At 62.6% G+C, this 24835-nt stretch carries 25 protein-coding genes; 23 read left to right on the top strand and 2 right to left on the bottom strand.

The annotated features are described in order from the left end of the window. Positions 1-74: 74 nt before the first annotated feature. The 20 genes from ACWHTU_RS16790 to glgP all read left to right on the top strand — a co-directional run bounded on the left by ACWHTU_RS16790 (position 75) and on the right by glgP (position 20478). Entirely contained in the window at positions 75-1040 is a 966-nt protein-coding gene (locus ACWHTU_RS16790) for a formylglycine-generating enzyme family protein (protein ID WP_447860550.1), read from the top strand. A gap of 130 nt (positions 1041-1170) precedes the next feature. Further along, positions 1171-1917 (top strand): HalD/BesD family halogenase, encoded by a 747-nt coding sequence (locus ACWHTU_RS16785; RefSeq protein ID WP_447860549.1) that lies wholly within the window; start codon positions 1171-1173, stop codon positions 1915-1917. Between the two features lie 38 nt (positions 1918-1955). Next, positions 1956-2471 carry a hypothetical protein gene (locus tag ACWHTU_RS16780; protein ID WP_447860547.1) on the top strand — a complete coding sequence of 172 codons (516 nt, stop codon included), beginning with the start codon at positions 1956-1958 and terminating at the stop codon, positions 2469-2471. A 53-nt stretch (positions 2472-2524) separates the two neighbouring features. After that, positions 2525-3229, top strand: coding sequence for a hypothetical protein (locus ACWHTU_RS16775; RefSeq protein WP_447860546.1), 705 nt, complete (start codon positions 2525-2527; stop codon positions 3227-3229). Positions 3230-3465: 236 nt separating this feature from the next. After that, the gene (locus tag ACWHTU_RS16770; protein WP_447860545.1) at positions 3466-4575 is read left to right on the top strand and encodes a radical SAM protein; all 1110 of its coding nucleotides are present in this window, start codon (positions 3466-3468) and stop codon (positions 4573-4575) included. A 43-nt stretch (positions 4576-4618) separates the two neighbouring features. Beyond that, entirely contained in the window at positions 4619-6283 is a 1665-nt protein-coding gene (locus ACWHTU_RS16765; protein WP_447860544.1) for an alpha-keto acid decarboxylase family protein, read from the top strand. Further along, positions 6283-6756 (top strand): DUF4149 domain-containing protein, encoded by a 474-nt coding sequence (locus ACWHTU_RS16760; protein WP_447863387.1) that lies wholly within the window; start codon positions 6283-6285, stop codon positions 6754-6756. Before ACWHTU_RS16765 ends, ACWHTU_RS16760 begins: the two co-directional genes overlap by 1 nt. Before the next feature lie 71 nt (positions 6757-6827). Then, on the top strand, positions 6828-7331 hold the full coding sequence (locus ACWHTU_RS16755) for a hemerythrin domain-containing protein (protein WP_447860543.1): 504 nt from the start codon (positions 6828-6830) through the stop codon (positions 7329-7331). Between the two features lie 79 nt (positions 7332-7410). After that, positions 7411-7767, top strand: a complete 357-nt coding sequence (locus ACWHTU_RS16750) for a DUF488 domain-containing protein (RefSeq protein ID WP_447860542.1) — start codon at positions 7411-7413, stop codon at positions 7765-7767. Between the two features lie 176 nt (positions 7768-7943). Further along, positions 7944-9155 (top strand): HlyD family secretion protein, encoded by a 1212-nt coding sequence (locus ACWHTU_RS16745; protein WP_447860541.1) that lies wholly within the window; start codon positions 7944-7946, stop codon positions 9153-9155. Positions 9156-9296: 141 nt separating this feature from the next. Next, positions 9297-11291, top strand: coding sequence for an ATP-binding cassette domain-containing protein (locus ACWHTU_RS16740; RefSeq protein ID WP_447860540.1), 1995 nt, complete (start codon positions 9297-9299; stop codon positions 11289-11291). Beyond that, positions 11288-12442 (top strand): ABC transporter permease, encoded by a 1155-nt coding sequence (locus ACWHTU_RS16735; RefSeq protein WP_447860539.1) that lies wholly within the window; start codon positions 11288-11290, stop codon positions 12440-12442. Before ACWHTU_RS16740 ends, ACWHTU_RS16735 begins: the two co-directional genes overlap by 4 nt. Beyond that, positions 12439-13614, top strand: a complete 1176-nt coding sequence (locus tag ACWHTU_RS16730) for an ABC transporter permease (protein WP_447860538.1) — start codon at positions 12439-12441, stop codon at positions 13612-13614. Before ACWHTU_RS16735 ends, ACWHTU_RS16730 begins: the two co-directional genes overlap by 4 nt. Before the next feature lie 222 nt (positions 13615-13836). Then, on the top strand, positions 13837-14967 hold the full coding sequence (locus tag ACWHTU_RS16725; protein ID WP_447860537.1) for an ABC transporter permease: 1131 nt from the start codon (positions 13837-13839) through the stop codon (positions 14965-14967). A 207-nt stretch (positions 14968-15174) separates the two neighbouring features. Next, positions 15175-15981 (top strand): ABC transporter ATP-binding protein, encoded by an 807-nt coding sequence (locus tag ACWHTU_RS16720; RefSeq protein ID WP_447860536.1) that lies wholly within the window; start codon positions 15175-15177, stop codon positions 15979-15981. Positions 15982-16094: 113 nt separating this feature from the next. Next, positions 16095-17057: an MlaD family protein gene (locus ACWHTU_RS16715; protein WP_447860535.1), complete on the top strand. Its 963-nt coding sequence runs from the start codon at positions 16095-16097 to the stop codon at positions 17055-17057. Between the two features lie 103 nt (positions 17058-17160). Continuing rightward, complete coding sequence (locus tag ACWHTU_RS16710) at positions 17161-17805, top strand: ABC-type transport auxiliary lipoprotein family protein (protein WP_447860534.1); 645 nt, start codon at positions 17161-17163, stop codon at positions 17803-17805. Continuing rightward, positions 17802-18143 (top strand): c-type cytochrome, encoded by a 342-nt coding sequence (locus tag ACWHTU_RS16705; protein ID WP_447860533.1) that lies wholly within the window; start codon positions 17802-17804, stop codon positions 18141-18143. Before ACWHTU_RS16710 ends, ACWHTU_RS16705 begins: the two co-directional genes overlap by 4 nt. Before the next feature lie 57 nt (positions 18144-18200). After that, positions 18201-18677 carry a hypothetical protein gene (locus ACWHTU_RS16700; protein ID WP_447863386.1) on the top strand — a complete coding sequence of 159 codons (477 nt, stop codon included), beginning with the start codon at positions 18201-18203 and terminating at the stop codon, positions 18675-18677. Between the two features lie 64 nt (positions 18678-18741). After that, complete coding sequence (glgP, locus tag ACWHTU_RS16695) at positions 18742-20478, top strand: alpha-glucan family phosphorylase (protein ID WP_447860532.1); 1737 nt, start codon at positions 18742-18744, stop codon at positions 20476-20478. Positions 20479-20490: 12 nt separating this feature from the next. Here glgP and ACWHTU_RS16690 read toward each other — a convergent pair whose 3' ends face one another. Then, entirely contained in the window at positions 20491-20892 is a 402-nt protein-coding gene (locus tag ACWHTU_RS16690) for a ComEA family DNA-binding protein (RefSeq protein ID WP_447860531.1), read from the bottom strand. 295 nt (positions 20893-21187) lie between these two features. On the opposite strand from ACWHTU_RS16690, the gene ACWHTU_RS16685 reads away from it, so the two are divergent. The 3 genes from ACWHTU_RS16685 (at position 21188) to ACWHTU_RS16675 (ending at position 23790) form a co-directional block, all read left to right on the top strand. After that, positions 21188-21658, top strand: a complete 471-nt coding sequence (locus tag ACWHTU_RS16685) for an FKBP-type peptidyl-prolyl cis-trans isomerase (RefSeq protein WP_447860530.1) — start codon at positions 21188-21190, stop codon at positions 21656-21658. Continuing rightward, entirely contained in the window at positions 21618-23273 is a 1656-nt protein-coding gene (locus ACWHTU_RS16680; protein WP_447860529.1) for an acetolactate synthase large subunit, read from the top strand. Before ACWHTU_RS16685 ends, ACWHTU_RS16680 begins: the two co-directional genes overlap by 41 nt. Before the next feature lie 79 nt (positions 23274-23352). Beyond that, a complete protein-coding gene (locus ACWHTU_RS16675; RefSeq protein ID WP_447860528.1) occupies positions 23353-23790 on the top strand; it encodes an OsmC family protein in 438 nt (145 codons plus the stop codon). Positions 23791-24343: 553 nt separating this feature from the next. Here the strand turns inward: ACWHTU_RS16675 and ACWHTU_RS16670 are convergent. Next, a complete protein-coding gene (locus tag ACWHTU_RS16670) occupies positions 24344-24826 on the bottom strand; it encodes an aminoacyl-tRNA deacylase (RefSeq protein WP_447860527.1) in 483 nt (160 codons plus the stop codon). Between the last annotated feature and the right edge of the window lie 9 nt (positions 24827-24835).

The following is a 24835-nucleotide window of genomic DNA, read 5'->3' as shown; positions in this document are numbered from 1 at the left end:
GGCCGAACTACGATGATCCTGCCTGTGCGAAGACGCTTCACGGACGACGAGAGACGAACCAAGGAGGCCGACACATGAACAGGGATGACTCCGGCGGATGGGCGAGGGCCAATCAGGTCGTGAATGTGCTCCTCGCCGTCGGCGCCGCGCTAGCTCTGGCAAGTCTCGCCTGGGGACTCGACACGCAGGACATCACGGTCGAATGGACGCCGGAAGGCAAGCAGCTCGCGCTCAAGCGGGTGGCGACATGGCCGGTAAAAGAGGAAATGGTCTTGGTGCCGGCCGGAGAATTTCTCATGGGCAGCGACAAGCGCGTCGACCGCAACGCCTATCGCGCCGAGTTGCCGCAACGCCGGGTGTACCTCGACGCTTTCGAGATCGACAAATACGAGGTCACGAATCTCCAGTATTTGAAATTCGTGCTGGCCACTGGTCGTAATCCGCAAATTGACTGGCGGTATGACGGCGGTAACTTTCAGGAAAGCATGGCTTACCATCCGGTGATGCACGTCACCTGGTACGACGCGGACGCTTATTGCCGGTGGGCGGGCAAGCGATTGCCGACCGAGGCGGAGTGGGAGAAGGCCGCGCGTGGGGAGGACGGGCGGATTTATCCCTGGGGCAACCAGACGGCAGGGTTGAGCCGCGCGAATTTCGGGCGATCGGGTCTCTCCGGCCCTGTGCGAGACCGACCGGAGCGGCTCCTGCTGTACCCGCCCATCATCGCGGTGGACAAGTACGAAAACGCGGTGAGCCCGTACGGTGTGCATCAGATGATCGGCAATGTGGCGGAGTGGGTGGCGGATTGGTACGACAAGGATTATTACGCCGTCGCGCCGGATCGGAACCCGAGAGGTCCGGAGCACGGAACCCAAAAGGCCTTCCGTGGCGGCGGCTGGATCGACAGCACCACGACTATGCGGGCGGCGATGCGTAACGGCGCCGACCCGAACACGAAGATGAACTGGCTGGGCTTCCGCTGCGCGCGGGATGTGGCGCCGAAAGCCAGGCCAGTGGCGACGGAAGGGACCGCGCGGTAGCCGAGAACGAACCGCTCGGAAAAGCGCTCTGCTTTCTTCATTACCGGCTATGTGCTGCTCGCTGTTCGCTGACGGCTGAGGGCACCCGTTCAAGGGGCATGGTCAAGCAATCGCTCATCGGGAGGCCACGATGAAGGCGCTCGCTCTAGACGTCGAGTCGAGTCTCAAACGGGTGATCGAGGCGGTGGATCTGGAGCCGGCCCACAACGCCTATTGGTTGCAGAACGAGTTCCTGCTGCTCGAACACTTCCTGCCAGCGGATTTGGTCGAGGTGTTGATTGCGGAAGCGAACGATCTCCGCTCCGCCATCAACCGCAATTACGTCCCCGGGCATAAGAAGGGGGGCAGCGTCAGCTTCTATGCGATCCGGGACAAGGCGCCGATTATGCTCACGCTGTACCGATCGCCGGCGTTGCGCTCATTGTTGAGCGGTCTGACCGAATCGCGTCTGTTGCTCTGTCCGGAAGACGATCCCCATTCCTGCGCCCTCTATTTCTATACCGAGCTGGGCGATCATATTGGCTTTCACTACGACACCTCCTATTACAAGGGAAAGCGCTATACGGTCCTGATCGGACTGGTGGAGCGGTCAGAACACTGCCGGTTGGTCGCGAGGCTCTATCAGAACCAGCCGGAGCGGGAAATTCGAGAAATGCGGATCGCCATGGAGCCAGGAACCGCGGTGATCTTCAACGGCGACAAGCTGTGGCACGCTGTGACGCCGTTGGGCAAGGGAGAGGAGCGCGTCATCCTCACCCTGCAATACGTCACGAATCAGGAGATGGGGCCCTTCAAACGGATGTTCTCCAACTTGAAAGACGCCTTCGCCTATTTCGGGCCGGCGGTGCTGATGCGGAGCAAACCAGCGAAACGGTGACACGATCGTTGCCACGATGCGGAGGGCCGCCATCGGTCATGGAACGGCAAGTTATTTCGCTGACCGTCAGGATTCCGGAAACCGAGGCGGCGTTACTCTCCGCGGCCATTCCCTTGGCCCATTTGGCGCCTCGTTATCAGCTCATCGAAACGGAGGGAGCCCCTCGCGCGCACGTGGCGCATTTTCCGGATCTGCCTGCGGAGATCTATCAGGCCGCCAGGCTGATCGGCGAAGCGCTCAACCTACCGCAGGTCAGTGTGACGATCAATTCGCGATCCGTCGTGAATCTGTCCAAGTTCTTAAGTGTGTTGCTGTGTTACGCGGAAAGTCTCGGAGAGCAGGACAAGGAGGCCTATTGTGCCCGGCAGGCGGATCGGATCGGCGAAGCGGCGGGCTGTCCCGTGTGGACCTGCCATGCGCGCTGTCCGTTCGTGTGCGCGCGGTGTCTGCAATTGGTTCGCAATGCCGGCGCGACGCCGGTCGAGGAGCAACTCAGGACGATCGCGGTGCTTGCGGAGGTGGATTGGTGTCCGAATCTCAAATGGCATAACTGACAACGGCTCGGGGCCGGCCGGGCAATCATGCATCACACAAGAGGAGGTCACGCATGATCGACGGCAGGCTCAAGGGAGTATTATTCAAATCTGTTGGGGGGGTTCTCACGGGGCTCGGCATCGCCCTAGCGACGCTTCCGCTGGCGTGGGCGGAAGAAACCGGCAACATGGTGGTCTTCAAGGGCGGGTTCATGCGGCTTAATAGCGACCGGGGTGGGGAAATTTTTACCGATACCCAAAATGCTCTGGGGATCGGGCGGAACGACAATGCCTACGGCTGGTATGTGGGCGCCTGGTTGGACAACGTCCTCACGAAGGACACGTGGGGGATGATGAGCGGCGTCTGGGCCGTCGGGGAAATCGGGGTGCAGTTCAACCGGCTGGCGTCGAAGACGGTGACAAGTGCAGTGCCGACCGTCACCGCGCTAGCGGGGACCCCGCTGGGAGGCGGCACCACCCCCGCCAAGACGCAGCTTACGATGGTCACCATCGACATTGCCCCGAAGCTCAAATTCATGGAGGGTAGCGCCTTTCGACCCTGGATCATCCCCATTGGCTTGGACATTCATGTCATCAGTCCGCCCTCTAACCAAACTCAGTACCTGGATGTGGGTGTCCAGTTTGGAGCCGGATTCGAGTATCGCGTCTGGAAGGCCTTTCATCTCGGCGCCGATGTCCGCTATCACCTGGCGGCCAACATGACCAATACCGAGAACAGCTATTTCCAAGTCGGACCCTATGTCGGGATTGCATTCTGATGCAATAAGTCGCGAATAGCTGGTGGCAAGTAGCGGATAGCTGTGGGTTCGAACAGTCTGAGCCCTGTCATGTCCAACACCTGCCGGCGATTTGCGACCAGCTTGCTGATGGAAGAGGGGAATGAGCGGTGACCAGCTCAGCGGACAAGGTGAGGCTGTTCCTCCTGTCACCTTGTCCGTCCCCGTCGGTTGGACTGGCGAGTAGCTTACGAGGCGGCTCTCTGTTCGCGTAAGCCATGATGCGTCCTCCACCACCGTGTCTGGTCTACTGGGAGCTCACCAAGCGCTGCAATCTGCGCTGCGCCCACTGCCGGGCGGTGCCGGAGGCGGACACCGATCCGCGCGAGTTGAGCACGCCGGAGGGCTTCCGGCTGATCGACGAACTTGCGCTGATCGGCCGGCCTCTGCTGGTGTTCACCGGCGGGGAGCCGCTTCTCCGGGATGACCTCTTTGTCTTGGCCGGCTATGCCCGGCGTCGCAGCGTGCCCTCGGCACTCGCCACGAACGGCACCTTGGTCTCCCGCGCGATGGCCAAGCGTATTGTCACGGCGGGTTTCAGGCGGGTGTCGATCAGCCTCGACGGGCCTAATGCGGAGACACACGATGCCTTCCGCCGCGTGGCCGGTGCCTTTGATGCGGCGGTGGACGGATTCATCTATCTCAAGGAACTTGGGATGTCCCTGCAGGTCAACACCACCGTGACGTACCATAACCGAGACCAGTTGGAAACGATCTATGAGCTGGTCCGCAAGCTCGGCGCTGACGCCTGGCACCTGTTCTTGCTGGTCCCGGTCGGCTGCGGGCTAGAGATCGATTCATCCCTGCAACTGACTCCACATGACTATGAGGCGGTGTTGTGGTGGATCGACGAGGTGGCCGAACGGGAGACCATGGAGATCCGCGCCACCTGTGCGCCGCATATCCAGCGTGTCCGCCTCCAACGGCAGGCGCTCGCGGGGCGTCATGCGTCGATCGCGAAGCGTGAAGCGTCTGAAACAGAAGCCCAAGAGACACGTCACGGAGCGCGGGTGACGAGCCAGACCCGCCGCGGCTGTCTGGCCGGCAGCCGGATCTGCTTCGTCTCGCATCGGGGCGAGGTGTTTCCGTGCGGCTACCTCCTGGTTCAGGCTGGCGATCTGCGGCGGCAGACCTTTGCCCAAGTCTGGGCTGATTCGCCGGTGTTCGCCGATCTCCGGGATCCTGAACGCCTCATGGGGAAGTGTGGGCGGTGCGAATACCGGATCGTCTGCGGTGGCTGTCGCGCCCGCGCGTTCGGCCGGACCGGCCACTACCTGGGCGAAGAGCCGGCCTGCCTCTATCTCCCCCAACCGACGCTCACCGGATAAGGGGAAGCGGCGCAAGCGCCATGACCCGATGGGACCAGTCCCCATGCGGTTGGCCTCCTATTTGTTCACCCGGCTGTATGAGCTTGGCGCGGCTCATGCTTTCGGGATTCCCGGTGATCTCATCCTGCCGGTGTACACCGAAGTAGAGCACGGTCCGATCCGACCGATCCTGACCACCCACGAACCCTCCGCCGGATTTGCGGCCGATGCCTATGCCCGCCTCAAAGGGATAGGGCTGGCCATCGGCACCTATGGGGCCGGCGCCCTCAACATGGTGAATGCCGTCGCCCAGGCCTACGCCGAGAAATCGCCGATGGTGGTCCTGAGTGGGGCGCCTGCTCTGGCCGGTCGTAGGCCGGAACTGTTGATCCACCATAAGGTCAGGACCTTCGAGACCCAGCGGCGCATCTACGAACAGCTCACCGCAGCCGCGGTAGCGCTGGAGGACCCGGCGAGGGCGTCCGCGGACATCGACCGCGTCATCGACGCGGTGCGCTGGGAGAAGCGGCCCGGGTATGTGGAGATCCCCTGCGATCTGGTCGGGGTCGATATCGGCGAGCCGAGCGCGGCCGCTGTTCCGGTCCGAGAACGGGACGAGGCAGCGTTGACCGAAGCAATGCAGGAGATCACGACCCGCTTGAACCGCAGCCGCCACCCGGTCATCCTCGCCGGGGTCGAGATTATGCGATTAGGACTCAGAGATCGACTGATCCAACTCGCCGAGCGGTACGGGCTCCCCGTCTCGACCTCCTTTATGGGCAAAGCCGTCTTCCCGGAACACCATTCGCAGTTCATCGGAACGTATATGGGCGCGGCCGGCCATCCTTATTCGCATCGGATGGTCGAAGAGGCCGATTGCCTCCTGATGTTAGGCGCCTGGCTTACCGATACCGAGACCGGCTTGTTCACGAGCGCGATCAAGCGGGAAGCCGTGATTCAAATCCTGGCCAATGACACCGTGATCAGCCATCATCGCTATGAGCGGGTCGGATTGGTCGAAGTGATGACATCGCTGCTTGCGGGAAGGGCGATCGCGCCGCGGACGTTCAAGAACGAGTATGTGCCCGAGAGGCCAGGCTCGCGCGGAGGCTCGCTGATCGACGACGTCTTTACGGAATTGAGCCATCTGGACGATCGGCGCTATGTGTTCACGACCGATGCAGGCGATTGTTTGTTCGGTTCGGTGGAACTCAACGCGGAGCTCATCCTGAATCCGGGCTACTATGCCAGCATGGGCTTCGGCGTGCCGGCTGCGCTGGGCGCCGGTTTGGCCCTGCCCGACCGCCGGCCGATCGCCCTGGTGGGCGACGGCGGATTCCAGATGACTGGGATGGAGATCGCCACGTTGGTGCGATACGGGGTGCATGCCGTGGTGATCGTGCTCAATAACCGGGGGTATCGCAGCCTGGAAGCCTTAGGCGCTCCGCCGACCGTGTGCGAGATTCCCTCGTGGGACTATGTGGCAGTCGCCGAAGCGCTGGGCGCGATCGGCGTGCGCGTGAGCACGCGGACTGGGTTTCGAAGCGCGCTCCATGCCGCCTGCGAGAGGCCGGGCGTAACGCTCATCGACATCCTGGTCGATCCCTCTGACCGTTCGTCCACACTCGATCGCCTTCGGGCGGCGATCCGCTCGCGGCGCGCGACCAACGACTCTACGAGGAACGGTTCAGGATCCACCTGGTCTGGTCGGTTGGAAACGGCTGCGTGATGGTGTTGGTGGTCTGGCTTCATCTGCTCGCGGCGGTCAGTTGGATCGGCGGGATGGTGTTCCTCTCCCTTGTGCTGGTGCCGGCACTCAGGCGTGAAGGCGTGTCGTCCCAGCGGACGGCGCTGTTCCGGGTCATCGCCTTTAGGTTTCGGGCTGTCGTGTGGTTTTCCATCGCAGTTCTGGTCATCACCGGCCCTATACTGCTGGCGCATCGCGGCCTGTCGTTGCTCGAGCCGAGTCGGTGGCCGGCCGTGTTGACGGCCAAATTATCCCTTGTCCTGCTCCTCCTCGCGCTGACCGGCGTCCACGATTTCGCGGTCGGGCCCCGCGTCAGCCGCATTCAGCCTCTTCCGGAATCCGATCGAACGGAAATCGACCGTCTTCTGATCACCTGGTCGCCCTGGCTGGCGCGCTTTTCGCTCGTGCTGACGCTCGTCATCTTGTTCCTCGCCGTGGCATTGGTGCGAACGTAAGCACGGGGTAACGGACGGCTTGAACCGCGACCCTAAGCCGGGTAGTCTACTGACCTATGTCCAGCGGAAGCGTGCACAAAGACCGGATCGCCGGTTTCCTCGCCGAAGACCATGCGCGGCTCGATGGACTGCTCCGCGCCGCCACGGCCGATCCGAGCCATATCGATCACGAGGCCTATGATCGATTCCGTTCCGGGCTGCTGCGCCATATCGGGATGGAGGAAAAAATCCTCCTGCCAGCCATCCAGCGGCTGCGCGGGGGCGAGCCGCTTCCGATCGCCGTCAAACTGCGGCTTGACCACGGGGCGCTCGCGTCACTGCTCATGCCCACGCCGACGCTGGCGGTGCTGGCAGCGATCCGCGCCATCCTCGCCGCCCACAATCGGCTTGAAGAGGGCACCGGAGGCCTGTACCAGACCTGCGACGAATTGGCTGGTGGCGCGGCCGACACGATCCTTGCCCGCCTGCGCGAGGCACCGGAGGTGGCGGTGATGCCGCATTCAGATAGCCCCGCGGTGATGACGACGGTCCGAAACGCCTGTGCGCGGGCGGGGTACGCGTTCGGTGATCCGTAACTCTCGAGCGGGCAGCTTACCGCGAATAGCTCAGAGCTATTTGCAGTTCGCCATTCGCTCTTAGAGAGGGAAGCCGTCGATGATCCGAGTTGAACGCGTGTATGACCTCAAACAGCGCGGCGCCGGCGCCTATTTTCTCGTGGACCGGCTTTGGCCGCGCGGAGTGAAAAAGGAAGCCCTGCCCCTCGACGGCTGGCTCAAGGATGTGGCGCCCAGCGACAAGCTCCGCACCTGGTTTGCGCACGATCCCAAGAAATGGGCCGAATTTCAACGCCGCTATTTCGCGGAACTTGACCGCAACCCCGAGGCCTGGCGTCCACTGCTGGAGGCGGCGCGGTCCGGCACGGTGACGCTGCTATTCGGTGCCAAGGATGTCGAACGCAACAACGCGGTGGCGCTGAAGTCCTATCTGGACGCAAAGCTGCGGGAGGCATGAAGTCCGCCGCCTTCGACTCTCCTCGATCCTGTCGCCTTCCGCCACAGCCAGGAGGTGTGGTTCTGTAGCAGGACTTCCCCTGAGTCCTCTGGCTGTCCCATGGAATGGCTCGACAACCGCGTGATTTTCTTACACAAAGACTTGCTCTGCCCGACGGCAAATGAGTGGGCCCTGCCTTGCAAACCCAGTGGAAGGTGCTCGCCTTCCCAAGGGTCAAACTGACTAAGGTACGCTATCCGGAGGTCGGGCGGGTGCATCAGGCATTGACCACGGCGTCCCTTCTCCACCTGTCCAAACGATATGGGTTCGCCACAGTGGTCACGATTGCGCTTGTTGTCGGCGCGCTGGTGGCGCTCACACGCTGCGCGTGGGACAGCGGGTTCCCGGACGGGCTGATTCAAGCTAACGGGCGCATTGAGGGGGACCACGTCACAGTTGCCAGCAAGTTTCCGGGTCGGATTGAGCAATTGCTAGCCAGAGAAGGAGACACTGTCCAAGCAGGTCAGGTGCTGGTCCGTTTGGACGACACCCAGACGCGGGCCAAGGTGGAGCAAGCAACACGGGCCGTCGAGGCGCTCGAAGCCCAGGTCCAAGCGGCCCACACCTCGCTGGCCGTGTTGAACGTGGAGGTGCCGCTGGCCATCGAGGCCGCGGAGGAGTGGGTCGCCAGCGCTCGTGCAGCCGTGGCGAAGGCCGAGGCGGTGGAACAGGAAGCGCGCCGCGATGTGGAGCGGATGCGGCCGCTTTTCGCCGAACAAGCGGTCTCGCAGCAACAGCTTGACCAAGCCGAGGCCCGATGGGCGGTGGCACAGAACGACCTGAAGGCGGCCAAGTCCGCGCTGCTTCGGTCGAAGAAGGAATTGGCGCAGGCGGAACTAGGATGGAAGAAGATTCGCGCGAAAGAACACGAAGTGGCCGCGCTGGAGCGGCAGCGTGATCAGGCGGAGGCGGCCTTGACCGAAGCCGAGAGTGTGCTGGCGGACTTGACCATCGTCGCGCCGACGACCGGCACCGTGACGACCCGCATGATCGATGTCGGGGAAGTCGTGGCCGCCGGCGCCCCGCTGCTCGAGCTGGTGGACTTGGACCGTCTCTATCTTCAGGTCTATGTGCCGGAGGTGCAGATCGGCAAGGTCCGTCTGGACTTGCCGGCCCGCATCTACACTGACGCGTTTCCCGATCAGCCCTTCGAAGCCGTGGTTCGCTATATCGCCTCAAAAGCTGAGTTCACGCCCAAAGAGGTCCAGACACCGGATGAGCGGGTGAAACTGGTCTACGCGGTGAAGCTGTATCTCAAAGAGAACCCGGGCCATCGACTGACGCCAGGATTGCCGGCCGACGCGGTCATCAAATGGCGGGATGACGTGGCGTGGGCGAAGCCGAAATGAGGGTAGGGGGCTGGATCGTCCTTCGTGCTCGCAGACCGCGCACGCAAGAGTTGATCAAATGATCACATCGAGGGCGGTGCTCGGTCGATGCGCGCAGTACGGAACAATCCAGCCACCCTACCCTTGGAGAGAAGAAAATGGATGAGGGAAGCAGTGGAGGATAATGGTCCTATTGTCCGAGTTTCCGCCTTCGTCAAGCGCTACAAGAAGCACCTCGCCGTGAACGGGGTGGATCTGGTGGTTCGCAGGGGCGAGATCTATGGCCTGATCGGGCCGGACGGAGCCGGCAAGAGCAGCCTCATGAAGGCCATCGCCGGGGTATTGACCTATGAGGCCGGCGAGGTCGAAGTCTTCGGCGTGAAGGTGGATTCCGAGCGGGCGGCGGAGCGGGTCAAACCCCGCATCGGGTTTCTCCCACAAGGCCTCGGCCTCAACCTCTATTCCGAACTCTCGGTGGAAGAGAACATTGATTTCTTTGCGCGGCTGAGGCTGGTGCCGGAGCGTGAGTTGATGGAGCGGAAGGTCCGTCTTCTCGCGATGACGCGGCTCGACAGGTTCCGCGACCGCGCCATGAAGCATCTCTCCGGCGGGATGAAGCAGAAGCTGGGGCTGATCTGTACGCTCATTCACGAGCCGGAGTTGGCGATTCTGGATGAGCCGACCACCGGCGTCGATCCCGTCTCGCGCAGGGACTTCTGGGCCATTCTGGGCGAGTTGCTCCGGGAACGCGGAATGACGGCGTTGGTGTCGACCGCCTATATGGATGAGGCGGAACGGTTTCATCGGTTGTCATTTGTGTCGAACGGGAAGACGCTGGTTTGCGGAACGCCTGCAGAGGTTCGGGCGTTGGTTCCCGGAACGATGGTGGCATTTGAGGCGACTCCGCAAATCGAGGCGCTCGCTCGGCTGAAGAAGGAATACAAGCAAGTCGAAGCGCTCGGTCCTCTGCTCCATGTGTTCATGGAGGAGACTGATCCGAAGGCCGCGACGACGCGCATCGAGTCCGCTCTAGGCGGGATTAGAGTCGAGCGGCTCCGCGTGGAAGAGCCGGAACTCGAAGATGTCGTCGTGGCGCTCCTGCTTCGACAGCATGAAGCCCCGTCGGGTTTGCCCCCGCCCTCCAAGCGGTCGGCCTGGAGAGCCGGAGAAGATGCCGGTCCCGCTCGCGACAGGCTTGCCATTGAAGCGAGAGGGCTCGTGCGCGAGTTCGGGTCCTTCCGGGCGGTGGACCGCGTGAGTTTTCGGGTCAAGCAAGGCGAAATCTTCGGCCTTCTCGGAGCCAACGGGGCCGGGAAGACCACCGTGATCAAGATGCTGACCGGCATCTTGCCGCCGACGGACGGTCAAGGGTGGGTGGCGGGCGTTGATATGCGGACGGCCGGCGGCGCGATCAAAGAGCGGATCGGCTACATGTCGCAAGCGTTCTCCCTGTATCGAGACCTGACCGTCGTGGAGAACATCCGACTCTTCGCCGGCATCTATGGGTTGGCCAAACGGGAGGCCGCCGCGCGGCTGGAATGGATTCTGACGATGGCGGGGCTGAAGGGTTACGAGTCGGACCTGACTGGTCGACTTCCGATGGGTGTCCGGCAACGGCTGGCGTTGGGCTGCGCACTGGTCCATCGCCCGCGCGTGCTGTTTCTGGATGAGCCGACCTCCGGCGTAGATCCCATCGGGCGCCGCAACTTTTGGGACATTCTGTTGCGATTGGCGAGGGAAGAAGGCGTCGCGATCCTCATCACGACGCACGATATGGGCGAGGCAGAGCATTGCGATCATCTGGCGCTCATGTATGTGGGCCGGATCGTCGCGGAGGGCGCGCCCGCGGACCTGAAACGTCAGGTGGAACGCGAAGCCGGCTATTTGCTGGAAGTGGCGACCGATCGGCCGGAGGTGAGCCTCGCGCGGTTGCAACGGGCGGGATTCGCCGGCGCAGCGCTCTTTGGAACCAAGCTCCACTGGCTCTCACCCGATCCGGCACGCGACGAGGCGAGCATTCGTGCCATCTTGTCGGCGGAGGGGATTCGAATCGACCGGGCGGACGTTCGCCCTCTCACGCTCGAAGACGTGTTCGTCTATCGGGTGATGGCGCTGGAACGGCAGGAGCGGGCAACCAACGACGGAGCGGCCGCATGAACCTTCGGCGAATCGCGGCGGTCGTCTCGAAAGAATGGCGCGAGGTAACCCGCGACCGGATGTTTCTGCTCCTGGCGTTTTTGATGCCGGCGCTCTGGATGATCGTGTTCGGGTACGGACTCGTGCTGGATGTGGAAAACATTCCGTTCGCCGTCGTGGACCGGGATCGCAGCGCCCTCAGCCGCGACTATCTGCATCGCTTCATCGAGTCCCGGTACTTCGACTTTCAAGGGTACGTGGCGGTGGAGGAGGCGGCGGACGCGTTGCTCCAAAGCGGAAAGGTCCGCGCCGTGATCGTCGTACCGGAACAATTCCAGGAACGTCTGTCGGCCGGAACGGGCGTCGGCGTTCAGACGCTGATCGATGGGACGTTTCCGCTGCGGACGGATATCACGAAAGGCTATGTGATCGCGATCACCGCCGCCTTCAACGAAGAACTGCTCATCACGCATCTCGCGCGCAGCCAAGGCCTCTCCCGCCGGCAGGCGGAGACGTTGGCGCGGCCGATCACGCCCGAGGTGCGCTATCTGTACAACGAAGAGGTGCGGGGCACCTGGTCGATTGTGCCGGCCCTCGTGATGTTCACGCTCATGGTCTCGTCTCCGCTCCTTACCGCGCTCGGGATCGTGCGGGAGAAAGAAACCGGGTCCATCTACAACATCTACAGCGCGCCGGTGAGCCGCATCGAGTTTCTAGCCGGCAAGTTGGCGCCCTATGTCCTGATCTCCATGCTCAACGTGATCATCCTGTGGCTGATGGCCCTCCTGATCTTCAAGGTGCCGTTCAAAGGGAATCCGGTCTTGTTCCTGGCGGTGTCCATGATGTTCGTGCTCAGCAGTACTGGGATTGGCTTAATCGTCTCGCTCCTGGTGCGCACCCAGCAGGCCGCGCTGATCATTACGGTCGTGGTGAGCACGGTGCCCACTATCCTGTTTTCCGGCCTGCTCTTTCCGGTTTCCTCCTTGAGCCCGACTTCGCGGTTTCTGGCGCATCTCTTCCCCGGCATGTATTACGCCAACGTCTGTTGGGGCGTGTTCCTCAAAGGGGTCGGGCCGGAGGTCCTGTGGCGTGACGGGTTGGCCCTGGTGCTTTATGCGGCGGCGCTCAGGCTCATTGGCTATCGGTTGTTCACGAAGAGGCCGCGATCATGAAGCGCGCCACAATGATGTTCAAGTCTCCACGGACGCTGACCTGGTGGCGCCGATTGGCGGTGATGACACGGAAAGAGCTGTGGCAGTTGTTTCGGGATCTCCCGCTGATGGCGTTTGTGGTCTATTCGTTCACGTTGTCCGTGTATCTCACCGGGAGCGGCATCCAGACGCAACTGCGGAACGCCGGCCTGCTGGTGTATGACGAGGACCATCGCGCGTCGTCACGAGAGCTCATCCGCCGGTTTCATCCGCCGTATTTTCGTTTTGATGGGGAGCTGTTCGGGGCGGATGAGGGAGTGCGTCGGCTTGACCGGGGAGAATCCTTGCTGGTGTTGGACCTCCCCCCCCGTTTTCACGAATCGCTCCACGGTGGCGAGTCTGTCGCGGTGCAGCTCCTGGTCGATACGACCAATTCCGCCCAGGGGCTCTCGGCGGCCGGCTATGCGACCCGCATCATTGGCGAATTCGGCAGGGAGGCAGCGCTGGCGCGAATCGGCGCGGCGAACGACTCGTCGCCGAACCGGCCGATGGTCCTGAACGATCACCGGGTCTGGTACAACCCGAACCAGACAGAAAGCTGGTTCGAATCCGTGTCGCACCTCCTCCGCATGATCACGATCTTTGCGATTATGCTGCCGGCCGCCGCGCTGGTCCGCGAAAAGGAACACGGGACGGTCGAACAGTTGCTGGTGTCCCCGCTCACCCCGTTCCAGATCATGCTCTCCAAAGTGCTGGCCATGACGGCGGCAATCCTCGTCGCGACCGCCGTCGCGTTGTTCGGAATCATGCGACCGGTGTTCGGCGTCCCGGTCCGGGGAAGCGTGACGCTGTTCTTCGCACTGACGGCCCTGTTCGTCTTCACCACGGCCGGAATGGGTTTGCTCGCAGCGTCTCTCGCCCGCAATCAGGCGCAGGTAGGTATGATGACGTTGCTGGCGGTGGCGCCCATGCTGTTGCTCTCCGGTATCACCACGCCGCTGGAGGCCATGCCGGTCTGGGTGCGTGCCCTCATGGCTTTGTCACCGCTCCGGTATTTCATCGACATCGCGCATGGCATCCTCTTCAAAGGGGCAGGGCTTCCGATCCTCTGGCCAATGGCGGTCTCTATGGCGATGCTGGGCGTGGCGCTCTTTGGGTTCGGCATGTGGCGGTTCCGGCGGCAGTTTCGATGAAAGAGACCGGCTCTGCCGTCGGGACGAGGTCTGAAAAGGCTCTCGGTTCTTGACTGCAAGATAAAACGTTCTCCTCGTCCCCGTGGCCCGTTGCATGGCGAGGATCAATGAGTGCTCCGGGCAGAAGCGGCAGGGGTGTTTCGCGTGAGCACCACGAGAAAATTCAGGCCATTGTGGCGTACGATTAAGTAAAGGTTGTCCGGTGCTAATGGAGTATACGCCATGGGGGTGCGGGGGGAGACGGCGAGAGCCTCGGTGGCGATCGGGACCGATGCGGTCATCCGTATCGCCGGGGTCTGGACCTTGCCGGAATTGCCGGCGATCGAACGGGAGGTAGCCAGCGCATCGTGGCCGGCGGGCCGCGATCTGGTCTGGGATGCCAGCCAGGTCACCGCGATGGATTCGGGCGGGGCGGTGTTGCTCCACCGGACGCTGGTGCAGCTTGACCGCCAGGGGCGGCACGTCACGTTGCGCGGGTTGCGGCCGGAGTTCGCCGAGCTGCTCAAGTTGGTCTCCGCGCATTGGACCCGCGTCGGGCGGGAAGCGACCGGACCGTCAGCAAACTGGTTGGAACGAGTTGGGGCTTTCGCGTGGAATCGCCTGCAACAGTGGATCGGCGGTCTGGGGTTTTTAGGAGAGAGCGCCGTCGCACTGGTTCGGTCGCTGGCCGCGCCGCGCTCGATCCGGTGGCGAGCGCTGTGGAACAGTCTGGAGCTGGACGGGTTCAACGCGCTGCCGATCATCGGGTTGCTGACGTTCCTGATGGGAATCGTGATCGCCTATCAGGGGGCCGAGCAGTTGCGGAGCGTCGGCGCCAACATCTTCATCGTGGACCTCGTGGGCATTGCCCTGCTGCGGGAAATTGCGCCGCTCGTGACGGCGATCTTGGTGGCGGGCCGCTCGGGGTCGGCCTACACCGCTCAAATCGGGACCATGCAGGTCACTGAGGAATTGGACGCGCTTCGAACGTTGGGCCTGTCGCCGATGAAGGTGCTGGTGCTCCCCAAGGTGTTGTCCTTGGCGATCGCCCTGCCATTGCTGACGGTCTATGCGGATGTGGTGGGGGTCTTCGGCGGCATGCTGATCGCGGCGGGCCAGTTGAGCGTGACCTTCCTCGAATTCCTGACCCGTTTCGAGGAAGCGATCGCGCTGCGGCATTTCCTGATTGGTGTGGTGAAGGCGCCGGTGTTCGCGGCGATCATCGCGCTGGTCGGCTGCTATCAGGGATTCCAGATCCGCGGGGGCGTGGACGATGTCGGCCGCCACACGACGATCAGTGTGGTCCAGAGCATCTTTCTCGTCATCGTGTTCGATGCGTTCTTTTCGATTCTCTTGAGTTGGTGGAAGTTGTGAAGTGTGGGACCGGTGCGACTGGCGAGACGAGCGAGACAGGCGTGAAACACGCGCTGGGTGTAAGCCGCGGGACTGGCGAGACGGGCGCGAAGCGCGCGAGGGGCGTGGAACCTGCCTCTGGACGTTCGACAATTCGCGCGAGTCGCGCTTCCCCCGCGTTTTTCGCCGACGTTGGAGCCGAAGATGGCGCCAAGGGGAGAAAACGAAATGGAAAGTGTGACCGGCTCTGACAGCGGTATCGTTCCGCTGATCGACGTTCGTCGTGTCTCCACGCGGTTCGGCGAAGCGGTGGTGCATGACGATGTGAGCCTGACGGTGTACCGAGGGGAAGTCTTCGCCATTGCCGGCGGCAACGGCTGCGGCAAATCGACCTTGCTGCGCGAGATCATCGGGCTGTTGACGCCGAGTTCGGGAACGATCCGGGTGTTCGGCCGGGAATGCGCCGGCCTCGGCGAAGCCGGCGTCCGCGCCCTCCACCGCCGCTGCGGCGTGATGTTTCAACATGGGGCGCTGTTCAGTTCGCTCACCGTGGCGGACAACGTCGCGGTCCCCTTGCGGGAGCACACCGGCTTGAGTCCAGGCCTGATCCGCGACATCGCCATGTTTAAGATCGCGCTGACCGGCCTCCCGTCGTCGGCCGCCGACAAGTATCCCAACGAGCTGAGTGGTGGCATGCGGAAGCGGGCGGCGCTGGCCCGCGCGATCGCACTCGATCCGGAGCTGCTCTTCCTGGACGAGCCGACATCCGGGCTCGATCCGATCAGCGCCGGCGCGTTCGACGACCTGGTCAAGGAGCTGAAGAAACTGCTGGGCCTGACAATCGTGATGGTCACGCACGATCTCGACTCGCTCTGGCGGGTGGCCGATCGGGTGGCGGTCTTGGGAAACGGCAAGGTGCTGGGGATCGGCACGATGGAGGAATTGTCCCAGTCAGCCGATCCGCTGATCCGCGAGTATTTCCACGGTCCGCGCGGGCGGGCGGCGAGGGAGCAATCCATGAGGCGGAAAGCGTGACAGCACATGAGCGCGAGAAATGCGGGGCACGCGCGAATAGCGCGACGCGCGCCTGGTGCGCGTTTCTTGCGAGTCCCGCTCGTCACGCGCCTGCCGCGTGAGAGGATACGGAGATGGAACCGAAAGTGAACTACGTCCTGGTCGGGCTCTTCGTCGTGGTGCTGAGCGCCGTCTTGCTTGGAATCGTGCTGTGGCTCGGCAAGGGCGAATACGGAACCGTGTATGACCGGTATTACGCCTTTATGCAGGAGTCGGTTGCCGGCCTGAGCGTGAACTCGCCGGTGAAGTATCGCGGGGTGGAAGTCGGGTACGTGGCCGATATTCGGCTCAATCCCGAGAATCCGGAGGAGGTGCGGCTCACGTTGGACATCACCCGCGGCACCCCCATCAAAGAAGATACGGTCGCGGTGCTTCATGTGCAGGGGTTGACCGGCTTCGCCATCGTGGACCTCACCGGCGGGACCCGTGACTCGCCGCCTCTCACGGCCAAGCCTGGCCAAGCGTATGCGGTGATCAAGACCGGCCCGTCGCTGCTCGCGCGATTGGACAGCGCCGTCTCACGGTTGCTGGAAGACCAATCGCTCTCCCGGCTGCTGGCCAATCTCACTACGCTGGCGCAGGACGCCCGCGGCGTGATCGATCAGGAGAACCGCGCGGCGCTGAAGCAGATCCTGTCGGACTTGGCCACGGTCAGCCGGACTCTGGCGGCGCGGAGCGGGCGGGTGGATCAAGGGCTGACCGGCGCGGCGCAGACGGCAGAGCATCTCGCCAAGCTGAGTCGCACCCTCAACGAGCAAATCCCGGCCCTGCTGGAACGGGTCAACAGGAGCGCGGCTTCGTTGCAGGCGATGACGGAAGAACTCGCCCGCACCGGCAAGGCCATCGGCGCGCTCGTGAACGAGACCAAGCCCAATGTCGAACAGTTCTCCCGTCAGACTTTGCCCGAGACTAGCCTGCTCATCGCGGAGCTCCGGCAACTGACCGCCACGTTGCAACGCGTTGCCCGACAGATTGAGCGGGAACCGAACGCGCTGGTCTTCGGCCGGTCGCTGCAGCCGAAAGGGCCAGGGGAATGAAGAGAACCGGTTCGACGTTCACGGTGTGGAGTTCGACGTGAGCAGCACTTTGACCTCGACCCGCGAACCTCGAACACCTCACGGTCGGGTGGAAATGCGGAGCATGGTGAATCGAGGGGTCGGGACGGTCCTCGGTGCGCTGGTGGCGACGGCGCTCACGGCCTGTCTAGCGCCGCGGTCGGACAGCGGGCCGGTGCATACCTATCTCCTGCGTGCCGAGGAGACCATGTGGGCTGACAAGGAACCGGGCGGCCGCGCGGGCGCCTCGCCGGTGTTGCTGGTCGGTCCGCCGCAGGCGGAGGCGGGATTCGACACGCCGCGCATGGCCTACGTGACACGCCCCTATGAAGTCCGGTACTACGCCGTCAACCAATGGGCCGATACGCCGGCCCGCATGCTGGCTCCGCTGTTGGTGCAAGCGCTGGAGAAGAGCGGGGCCTGGCAAGCCGTGATCCCGATGCCGAGTGCGCTGCGCGGGGACTATCGCCTCGATACTCTGGACGTGGCGTTGGAGCAGCAGTTTCTGGAGACCCCCAGCCGCGTCCGCATGGCCTTGCGCGCGCAACTGGTCGATCTGAGGGAGCCGAGCGTGGTCGGGACGCGCCGATTCGAAGTGCTGGAGCCTGCGCCCAGCGAGGATGCTTACGGCGGCGCACTGGGGGCCAACCGGGCGGTGACGAAATTGCTGGAGCAGATCGCGCAATGGGCAAGCGCGTGTCTCCATAAACATTCGGACTGCGCACGATGACGAAATCGGGTTTCCTCGCATTATTGATGACCTTTGCCATCGCAGATGGCGGCCCGCGTGCGCTTGCGGCCGAAGGAGATCCCATCAAAGGCAAAGCGCTGTACGAAACCCACTGCCTGGCCTGCCACGGTCCGCAGGGCAGGGGGGACGGGTATAGGCGGTTCAACCCGCCGGTCGCGGATCTCACGTCGCCCCAAGTCCTTAAGAAACCAAACTCCCAGCTCTTGCGCAGCATCCACGAAGGCCGCGCCAACACGGCCATGGGGGCGTGGAAATGGGTTCTGTCCGAAGAGGAGACCCGCGATGTGTTGGAGTATGTGCTGACATTTCCCCGCTGATCTTCCCTCCTTTCCCCTTCCTTCGGAGGGGGAAAGAAGGCGGGGGTGATGCGAGCCATGAAGTCTTCAGTGAAAACGGGTTTTAGCTTTGGATTGACCTCGGGCGTCATCACGACGTTGGGGCTGATGGTCGGCCTCCATTCCGGTACCCAGTCGAAGTCTGTGGTCATCGGGGGCATTCTCACCATCGCCGTCGCGGATGCCCTGTCGGACGCCCTGGGCATCCATATTTCCGAGGAGTCGAAAAACAGCGGTACGCCCTTGGAGATCTGGGAGTCGACGATCGCCACGTTTGCGGCAAAATTCGTGATCGCGATGACCTTTGCTGTCCCGGTCTTCCTGCTACCTCTTCAACTGGCAGTCGGCATCAGCGTCGCCTGGGGGTTGTTCCTCTTGACCCTGCTCAGTGTTGCGCTGGCCCGAGCGCAACGCATCGCGCCGTGGAAGGTCATTGGGGAGCATCTGCTCATCGGCCTGTGCGTCGTGGCGATCACCCATTACCTGGGAGGTTGGATTCGGGAGACGTTGGGATGACTTGCGCCTATGGCTGAAATGACGTAGTGAGAGGAGCCAAGAAGAACGAGTGGCACCGCGTGACATGAGTACCGAACCGATCGAGACCCCGCTTGTGGCCTACTTCTCTATGGAAATCGGCTTGGACCCGGCGATTCCGACCTATGCGGGAGGACTCGGTGTGCTGGCGGGCGACACGATTCGCTCGGCCGCCGATCTGGAAGTGCCCATGGTTGCCGTGACCTTGCTGCACCGGTACGGCTACTTCTACCAGCGGCTGGATCACGCCGGCCGGCAGGCCGAGGAGCCGGTGCTGTGGCCGATCGATGATTTTTTGGAGCCGGTGGATGGACGCGTGACGGTGGACATCGAAAACCGGACCGTAGCAGTCCGCGCCTGGCGGTATTTGGTGAAAGGTGTGTCGGGTTTTACCGTACCGGTGTACTTCTTGGACACGGACGTGGATGGGAATCAGCCGGGAGACCGCCGGCTGACGGATGTATTATACGGAGGCGACGCGTCCTATCGGCTCTGCCAGGAAGTGGTGCTGGGGTACGGCGGGCTGAAGATCCTCCGCGCATTGGGCTATCGCGAGGTGCCGTGCTATCACCTGAACGAAGGACATGCCGCGCTGTTGGTTCTGGCCCTGCTGGAAGAGAAATTGGCCGCGCGAGGAAGGACCGGGCCGGTCTCCGCCGACATGCTGGAGGCCGTGCGCGCGCAATGCGTCTTCACCACCCACACGCCTGTCCCGGCCGGCCACGACCAGTTTTCGGCCGACCTCGCCCGCCGCATACTCGGCGAGCGTCGATGTGGATGGTTGCAGGCCTGCGGGACCGGACCGGCGCTGAACATGACCGAGTTGGCGTTGCGTGGGTCCCGGTACATCAACGGTGTCGCCATGAAGCACGGCGAGGTATCCCAATCTCTGTTTCCCGGCTATCCGATTCACTCGATCACCAACGGGGTTCATGCTGTGACCTGGGCCGCCCCGGCATTCCAGGCGCTGTACGATCGCCGCCTGCCGGACTGGCGGCGCGATCCATTGTCGCTGCGGTACGCCGTGGGCATTCCCGGTGCGGAGATCTGGGCGGCGCATACGGAGGCCAAGCGGGCGCTGGTGAAATTAGTCAATCGCGAGACGAATGCGGGATTCGATCGCGACGTGCTGACCATCGGATTTGCGAGGCGCGCCGCCCTGTACAAACGTGGGACACTGATCTTCCACGACCTCGATCGTCTCAAGGCCATCGCCCGGCAGGTGGGGCCGTTCCAGCTTGTCTTCGCCGGCAAGGCCCATCCGCGGGACCAGGACGGCAAGGACATGATCCAGCGGATCTACGAGGCGCGGAAAGCACTCGAAGGCGCCGTCGCAATCGCCTACCTCAACAATTATGACATGGCGTTAGCGAAGCTCGTCTGTGCCGGCGCTGATGTGTGGCTCAATACCCCCTTGCCGCCTCTGGAAGCCTCCGGAACCAGCGGGATGAAGGCGGCGATCAACGGCGTGCCCAGCCTCAGCGTCCTGGACGGTTGGTGGATTGAAGGCCATGTCGAAGGGGTGACCGGCTGGTCGATCGGGGAGCGCATCGACTCCTGTCTGGAACCGGCCTCCGGGATGGATGCCTGCCACGCAGCGGCGCTCTATGACAAGCTCGCGAACCACATCCTGCCCTGTTTTTATAAGGACCGCGAGCGCTTCATTGGGATCATGCGGCACTGTATCGCCTTGAACGGCGCCTTCTTCAACACGCATCGCATGATGGCCCAGTATCTGCACAACGCCTACCGACTGGTGGGGCGCTACGTCCGGGGGATGTGATGGGTTTTCTCGTTACTCGGGCCTCACGGTTACGCGATCTTTGATCATTTCGTACTCGGCCTCCGAGAGGATCCGCTTCTCTACGAGCTCGTTTCCTGTCCGATAGGGCCGTCCTGCGATGATCGACCTGGCGGTTGGCTCATCGATTCCGGGCAGCGTGACAAGTTGATCGAGGGAGGCAGTGTTGAGGTCGATCACCTGGCCGACGACGGGACGGTCCCGTGGAGGCCGGTCCAGGCGCTCGACTGCAATATCGGGCGGTCGTTGCACCTGCGGCGGAAACGTCGATCTGCTCACGGCGAAGGCCGTTTGGTCGAAACGCGGGAACAGGAAGGACAGCCCCGTTGCGAGGGTCATGATGCCCCAGGTCAGGATGAGCGGCCTGATTGCGGCTAAACCGGTTCGGTGAGTCATGGGGTCTGTCTCTTTGTGAAAAGTGAACGTTCGTTTGCGTCGCTCTATGTTATGTATTAGACGATCGCTGTGTCGGATTGTTTCTGCAAAGCCCGCTCTCTGTGTCGATGACGCGGCGTTCAAACTGTGTTAGGCTACGCCCACGCCAACGGCCTGGAACGGAGCCTCCTCGGTTTCGCCCTCTCCAGGCCACGATTTTTTTGTCTGAGCCCGAACGGGGAAGAACCCGGCGATGCCGTCACATCGGGCGCGGCTGGAGCGTGTGTCCTCGTCGGCAGCGAAAGGAGTGCCCCCCATGCACGTATCAATCGGAAAAGTCGTGACGGTCGAATATACCCTGCGGATCGATGAGGAAGACATCGTCGACACGAATGTCGGCGTGGAGCCCTTGATCTATCAGCATGGGGCGCAGGAAATTCTGCCCGGTTTGGAGAAGGGGTTGGAGGGCATGGCGATCGGCGAGAGCAAGCGGATCATAGTGAGTCCGGCCGAGGGCTACGGCGACGTGCATCCCGAAGGGTTCTTTGAGATCGCCAAGGATCGGATTGCGCCGGACGCCTTGCGCGTCGGGGCCAAGCTTCAGGGCGAGGCGCCAGACGGGACGCCGGTGTATCCGCGGGTGGCGGAGATCCGGGAAGAGACCGTCGTCCTGGACTTGAACCACCCATTGGCCGGCAAGACGCTGTACTTCGATGTGAAGGTGTTGGATATCCAGGAAGGCGACGATGAAGGCATCGGATCTGCTCGTGCGCTGTCTGGAACATGAAGGGGTGGATTTTGTCTTCGGGGTGCCGGGCGAAGAAAACCTCGACGTGATGGACTCGTTCTTGGGTTCGCCCATCCGCTTCATCGTCACACGCCATGAACAGGGTGCGGCGTTCATGGCCGACGTGCACGGACGGCTGACGGGCCGGGCCGGAGTTTGTCTCTCCACGCTGGGGCCGGGCGCGACCAATCTCCTGACCGGCGTGGCCGATGCCTATCTCGACGGCGCCCCCTTGGTGGCGATCACGGGGCAGGCCTCGCTCGACCGCATGCACAAGGAATCGCACCAGTTCATCGACGTCCTGTCCATGTTCCGGCCGGTGACTAAATGGAACGCCGAGCTGTTCACCCCCCAGATCATTCCGGAAACGGTGCGCAAAGCCTTCAAGGTCGCGCAAACGGAAAAACCGGGGGCCACGCATCTGGAGTTGCCTGAGGATGTCGCCGCTCAGCAGGTCGCCGATTCGTCCTACCACAGCCCGTTGCGCGTCCAATTTCCGTTCTTGCCCGAACCGCTCACCGCGCAGGTGAATCGGGCGGTCGAGGTGATCGCCAAAGCCCGCCGGCCGATCATCCTCGCGGGCAACGGAGTGGTGCGCGGCCGCGCGCATGAGGCACTCCGCCGGTTGGCCCGCCAGTGTCAGATTCCCGTCGCTCACACGTTCATGGGTAAGGGGGTCATGCCGGACAGCGACCCTCTGTCTTTGTACACGATCGGCCTGCAACTGCGGGATTATTCAGCCGTGGTCTTTGCCGAGAGCGACGTCGTGATCACGGTCGGCTACGACCTGGTCGAATACGCCCCCTGCTTCTGGAATCCGAACCGGGACAAACACATCGTCCATGTGAACGTGACGCCCGCCGAGGTGGATGCGCATTACATCGTCGATGTCGGGGTGCTGGGTGATCTTTCGCTGTCGCTCGATCAGATCGCGGACCATCTCACGTCCTTTGAGCCGCGGTGGGCGAAAGGCGGGCGGGAACGGATTCAGGCGGCCTTCGAAGCGGAATGGGCGGCTCCGCTTTCATGGCCGATGCGGCCACAGCACATCGTGCGCGAACTGCGAGCGGTGCTCGGATCGGACGCCCTGGTGATCTGCGATGTCGGCGCCCACAAGCTCTGGATGGCGAGGATGTTCCCCTGCGACGTCCCCAACACCTGCATCATTTCCAACGGATTCGCCTCCATGGGCATCGCGTTGCCGGGCGCCGTCGCGGCCAAGCTGCTGTTCCCGCAACGCCAGGTGGTGGCCGTTGCTGGCGACGCCGGGTTCCTGATGAACTCGCAGGAATTGGAGACAGCCGTGCGGCTCCGCCTGCCGCTCGTCGTGCTGATCTGGCGGGACGACGGCTACGGTGTCATTCGTTTCAAACAGCAACTGAAGTTCGGGCGCACGGCCGGCGTGGAATTCGGCAACCCGGACTTCGTCGCGTACGCCGAGAGCTTCGGCGCGGCCGGCTATCGGGTCGAAGGGCCGACGGAGTTGGGCGCCGTCCTCAAGGAAGCCCTCGCGTGCGGCAAACCGGCGGTGATCGATTGTCCGGTGGATTACTCGGAAAATCTCAGACTGGCGGAGCGGCTGAAACGGGAATGCGGAGTTCGGAATACTGAATGACGAGTTCTCTGCAGGGGAAGACGCGCAATTCATCATTCAGCATTCCTCATTCATCGGTTCACCAGGAGGGTGGAGGGTGATGATGGAAGTGAGGAGCAAGGTGTACACCTACCGCACGACGGTCAAATGGACCGAGCAGAAGATGGGCGTGATGGCGTCACCGGGCAAGCCGGAGGTTCCGATCGCCACGCCGCCGGAGTTTAAGGGACACGAAGGGATCTGGTCGCCCGAAGAGTTGTTCGTCGCGTCAATCAATAGCTGCGTGATGAGCACCTTCCTCGCCTTCGCCGAGCGGGCCGGCCTGGCCTTCACGGCCTATGAGAGCGACGCCGAAGGGCGCGTCGAATTGGTGGACGGCAAGCTTCAGGTGACCACGGTGGTCGTGAAACCCAGGGTGACGCTCGCGCCGGGCGCCGATCCCACCAAGGCTCGTGAGATTCTCGCCAAGGCCGAAGCCAACTGCCTGATCTCCCATTCGGTCAAGACGAAGGTCACGATGGAGGCGACGGTCGTGTGACGTCCTCAAATTCTACTTTTTTCTCCGCTCAAGAGGTCATAGCCACTAGCTCAAACCAATCTCCCTCTTTGCCGTTCGCTATCCGCTATCAGCTACCGGCTACTCGTTCCTAGGCTGCGCGCTTTCCAGTGGTTGGCGACGGTTCACGCTGCGCCCCGGACTCTTCGTTTCCCCCTGCCGTCTTAGAAGCAGCAAGCATGACCTGTAAGCCGACGAAAAAGGTCGCAAGCGAAGCCACGAGACCGATAACCACTCCCCAATATCCCCATGTGTCCCAGGCGGCCATAGATCTGACTCCCAGAGGGGGCCGTACCTCTTCTCCTTACCAAGGGAAGGGGAAAAAGGAGCCCGCCGCAACACGAACCAGACAATCCGGCTTCTGACTCACACGAATACTCCCCAAGCCGGCTTCGCTAATACTGGAACCAAAAAAGACAAAACGGCTATCACCCACTTGGTGGATTTTTGCTCCATCTTCCGGGTGAGATGGCCGTCCGAGCACCCCGTTGATGCCGCCGAGAGCTTCAGGCCACCCTCTGCTTAGGTCTCTTTCTCACCAGACTTCCGAAGGTGATCGGTGGAGCTCCGCTACCCTGGGGAAAACCAGCGCGGCAAAGTCGGCATAGCGCATCCGAACCGCTTCGCAATGGTTGCCGGCTTGAAAGAAGATGTGCTCGTCTTCGGTCAGCGACCGATCCACATAGACATCCAATCCATACAGATTCCCGAACGGCGGCATGGCGCCCAGCTCGCAATCGGGGAAGAGGTCCTTGAGTTCGTCTTCGGTTGCCAACCGCACCTGGTGGGTCAGAAACAGGTCGCGGAGCCGATGAAGATCCAGATTCCAACTCGCGGGCAAGACGGTCATGACGAAGCGTCCATTGACTTTCACGATCACGACCTTGGCCATCTCCTTCTCGGGGGCATGGAGCGAGTGGGCGATGGCGAGGGCCCGGAAGGCCTCCGGGTGCGGCAGGACGTCATAGTGGACGTGTTCGCGATCAAGAAATTCTTTGAGCTTGCCGGTAATGGCCATGGCGCACCT

It is taken from the genome of Nitrospira calida (assembly GCF_976986435.1).
Note: the sequence above shows the minus strand (reverse complement) of the source record. Positions and strands in the feature narration are given on the sequence as shown.

What these genes read in the sequence shown, in the direction of transcription:
- ACWHTU_RS16690 (WP_447860531.1), bottom strand. Translation starts at nt 20,892, where the DNA reads ATGACTCACCGAACCGGTTTAGCCGCAATCAGGCCGCTCATCCTGACC.
- ACWHTU_RS16775 (WP_447860546.1), top strand. Translation starts at nt 2,525, where the DNA reads ATGATCGACGGCAGGCTCAAGGGAGTATTATTCAAATCTGTTGGGGGG.
- ACWHTU_RS16730 (WP_447860538.1), top strand. Translation starts at nt 12,439, where the DNA reads ATGAAGCGCGCCACAATGATGTTCAAGTCTCCACGGACGCTGACCTGG.
- ACWHTU_RS16670 (WP_447860527.1), bottom strand. Translation starts at nt 24,826, where the DNA reads ATGGCCATTACCGGCAAGCTCAAAGAATTTCTTGATCGCGAACACGTC.
- ACWHTU_RS16715 (WP_447860535.1), top strand. Translation starts at nt 16,095, where the DNA reads ATGGAACCGAAAGTGAACTACGTCCTGGTCGGGCTCTTCGTCGTGGTG.
- ACWHTU_RS16785 (WP_447860549.1), top strand. Translation starts at nt 1,171, where the DNA reads ATGAAGGCGCTCGCTCTAGACGTCGAGTCGAGTCTCAAACGGGTGATC.
- ACWHTU_RS16740 (WP_447860540.1), top strand. Translation starts at nt 9,297, where the DNA reads ATGAGGGAAGCAGTGGAGGATAATGGTCCTATTGTCCGAGTTTCCGCC.
- ACWHTU_RS16705 (WP_447860533.1), top strand. Translation starts at nt 17,802, where the DNA reads ATGACGAAATCGGGTTTCCTCGCATTATTGATGACCTTTGCCATCGCA.
- ACWHTU_RS16750 (WP_447860542.1), top strand. Translation starts at nt 7,411, where the DNA reads ATGATCCGAGTTGAACGCGTGTATGACCTCAAACAGCGCGGCGCCGGC.
- ACWHTU_RS16780 (WP_447860547.1), top strand. Translation starts at nt 1,956, where the DNA reads ATGGAACGGCAAGTTATTTCGCTGACCGTCAGGATTCCGGAAACCGAG.
- ACWHTU_RS16770 (WP_447860545.1), top strand. Translation starts at nt 3,466, where the DNA reads ATGATGCGTCCTCCACCACCGTGTCTGGTCTACTGGGAGCTCACCAAG.
- ACWHTU_RS16710 (WP_447860534.1), top strand. Translation starts at nt 17,161, where the DNA reads ATGGTGAATCGAGGGGTCGGGACGGTCCTCGGTGCGCTGGTGGCGACG.
- ACWHTU_RS16725 (WP_447860537.1), top strand. Translation starts at nt 13,837, where the DNA reads ATGGGGGTGCGGGGGGAGACGGCGAGAGCCTCGGTGGCGATCGGGACC.
- ACWHTU_RS16735 (WP_447860539.1), top strand. Translation starts at nt 11,288, where the DNA reads ATGAACCTTCGGCGAATCGCGGCGGTCGTCTCGAAAGAATGGCGCGAG.
- ACWHTU_RS16790 (WP_447860550.1), top strand. Translation starts at nt 75, where the DNA reads ATGAACAGGGATGACTCCGGCGGATGGGCGAGGGCCAATCAGGTCGTG.
- ACWHTU_RS16760 (WP_447863387.1), top strand. Translation starts at nt 6,283, where the DNA reads ATGGTGTTGGTGGTCTGGCTTCATCTGCTCGCGGCGGTCAGTTGGATC.
- ACWHTU_RS16700 (WP_447863386.1), top strand. Translation starts at nt 18,201, where the DNA reads ATGAAGTCTTCAGTGAAAACGGGTTTTAGCTTTGGATTGACCTCGGGC.
- ACWHTU_RS16680 (WP_447860529.1), top strand. Translation starts at nt 21,618, where the DNA reads ATGAAGGCATCGGATCTGCTCGTGCGCTGTCTGGAACATGAAGGGGTG.
- glgP (WP_447860532.1), top strand. Translation starts at nt 18,742, where the DNA reads ATGAGTACCGAACCGATCGAGACCCCGCTTGTGGCCTACTTCTCTATG.
- ACWHTU_RS16675 (WP_447860528.1), top strand. Translation starts at nt 23,353, where the DNA reads ATGATGGAAGTGAGGAGCAAGGTGTACACCTACCGCACGACGGTCAAA.
- ACWHTU_RS16720 (WP_447860536.1), top strand. Translation starts at nt 15,175, where the DNA reads ATGGAAAGTGTGACCGGCTCTGACAGCGGTATCGTTCCGCTGATCGAC.
- ACWHTU_RS16765 (WP_447860544.1), top strand. Translation starts at nt 4,619, where the DNA reads ATGCGGTTGGCCTCCTATTTGTTCACCCGGCTGTATGAGCTTGGCGCG.
- ACWHTU_RS16685 (WP_447860530.1), top strand. Translation starts at nt 21,188, where the DNA reads ATGCACGTATCAATCGGAAAAGTCGTGACGGTCGAATATACCCTGCGG.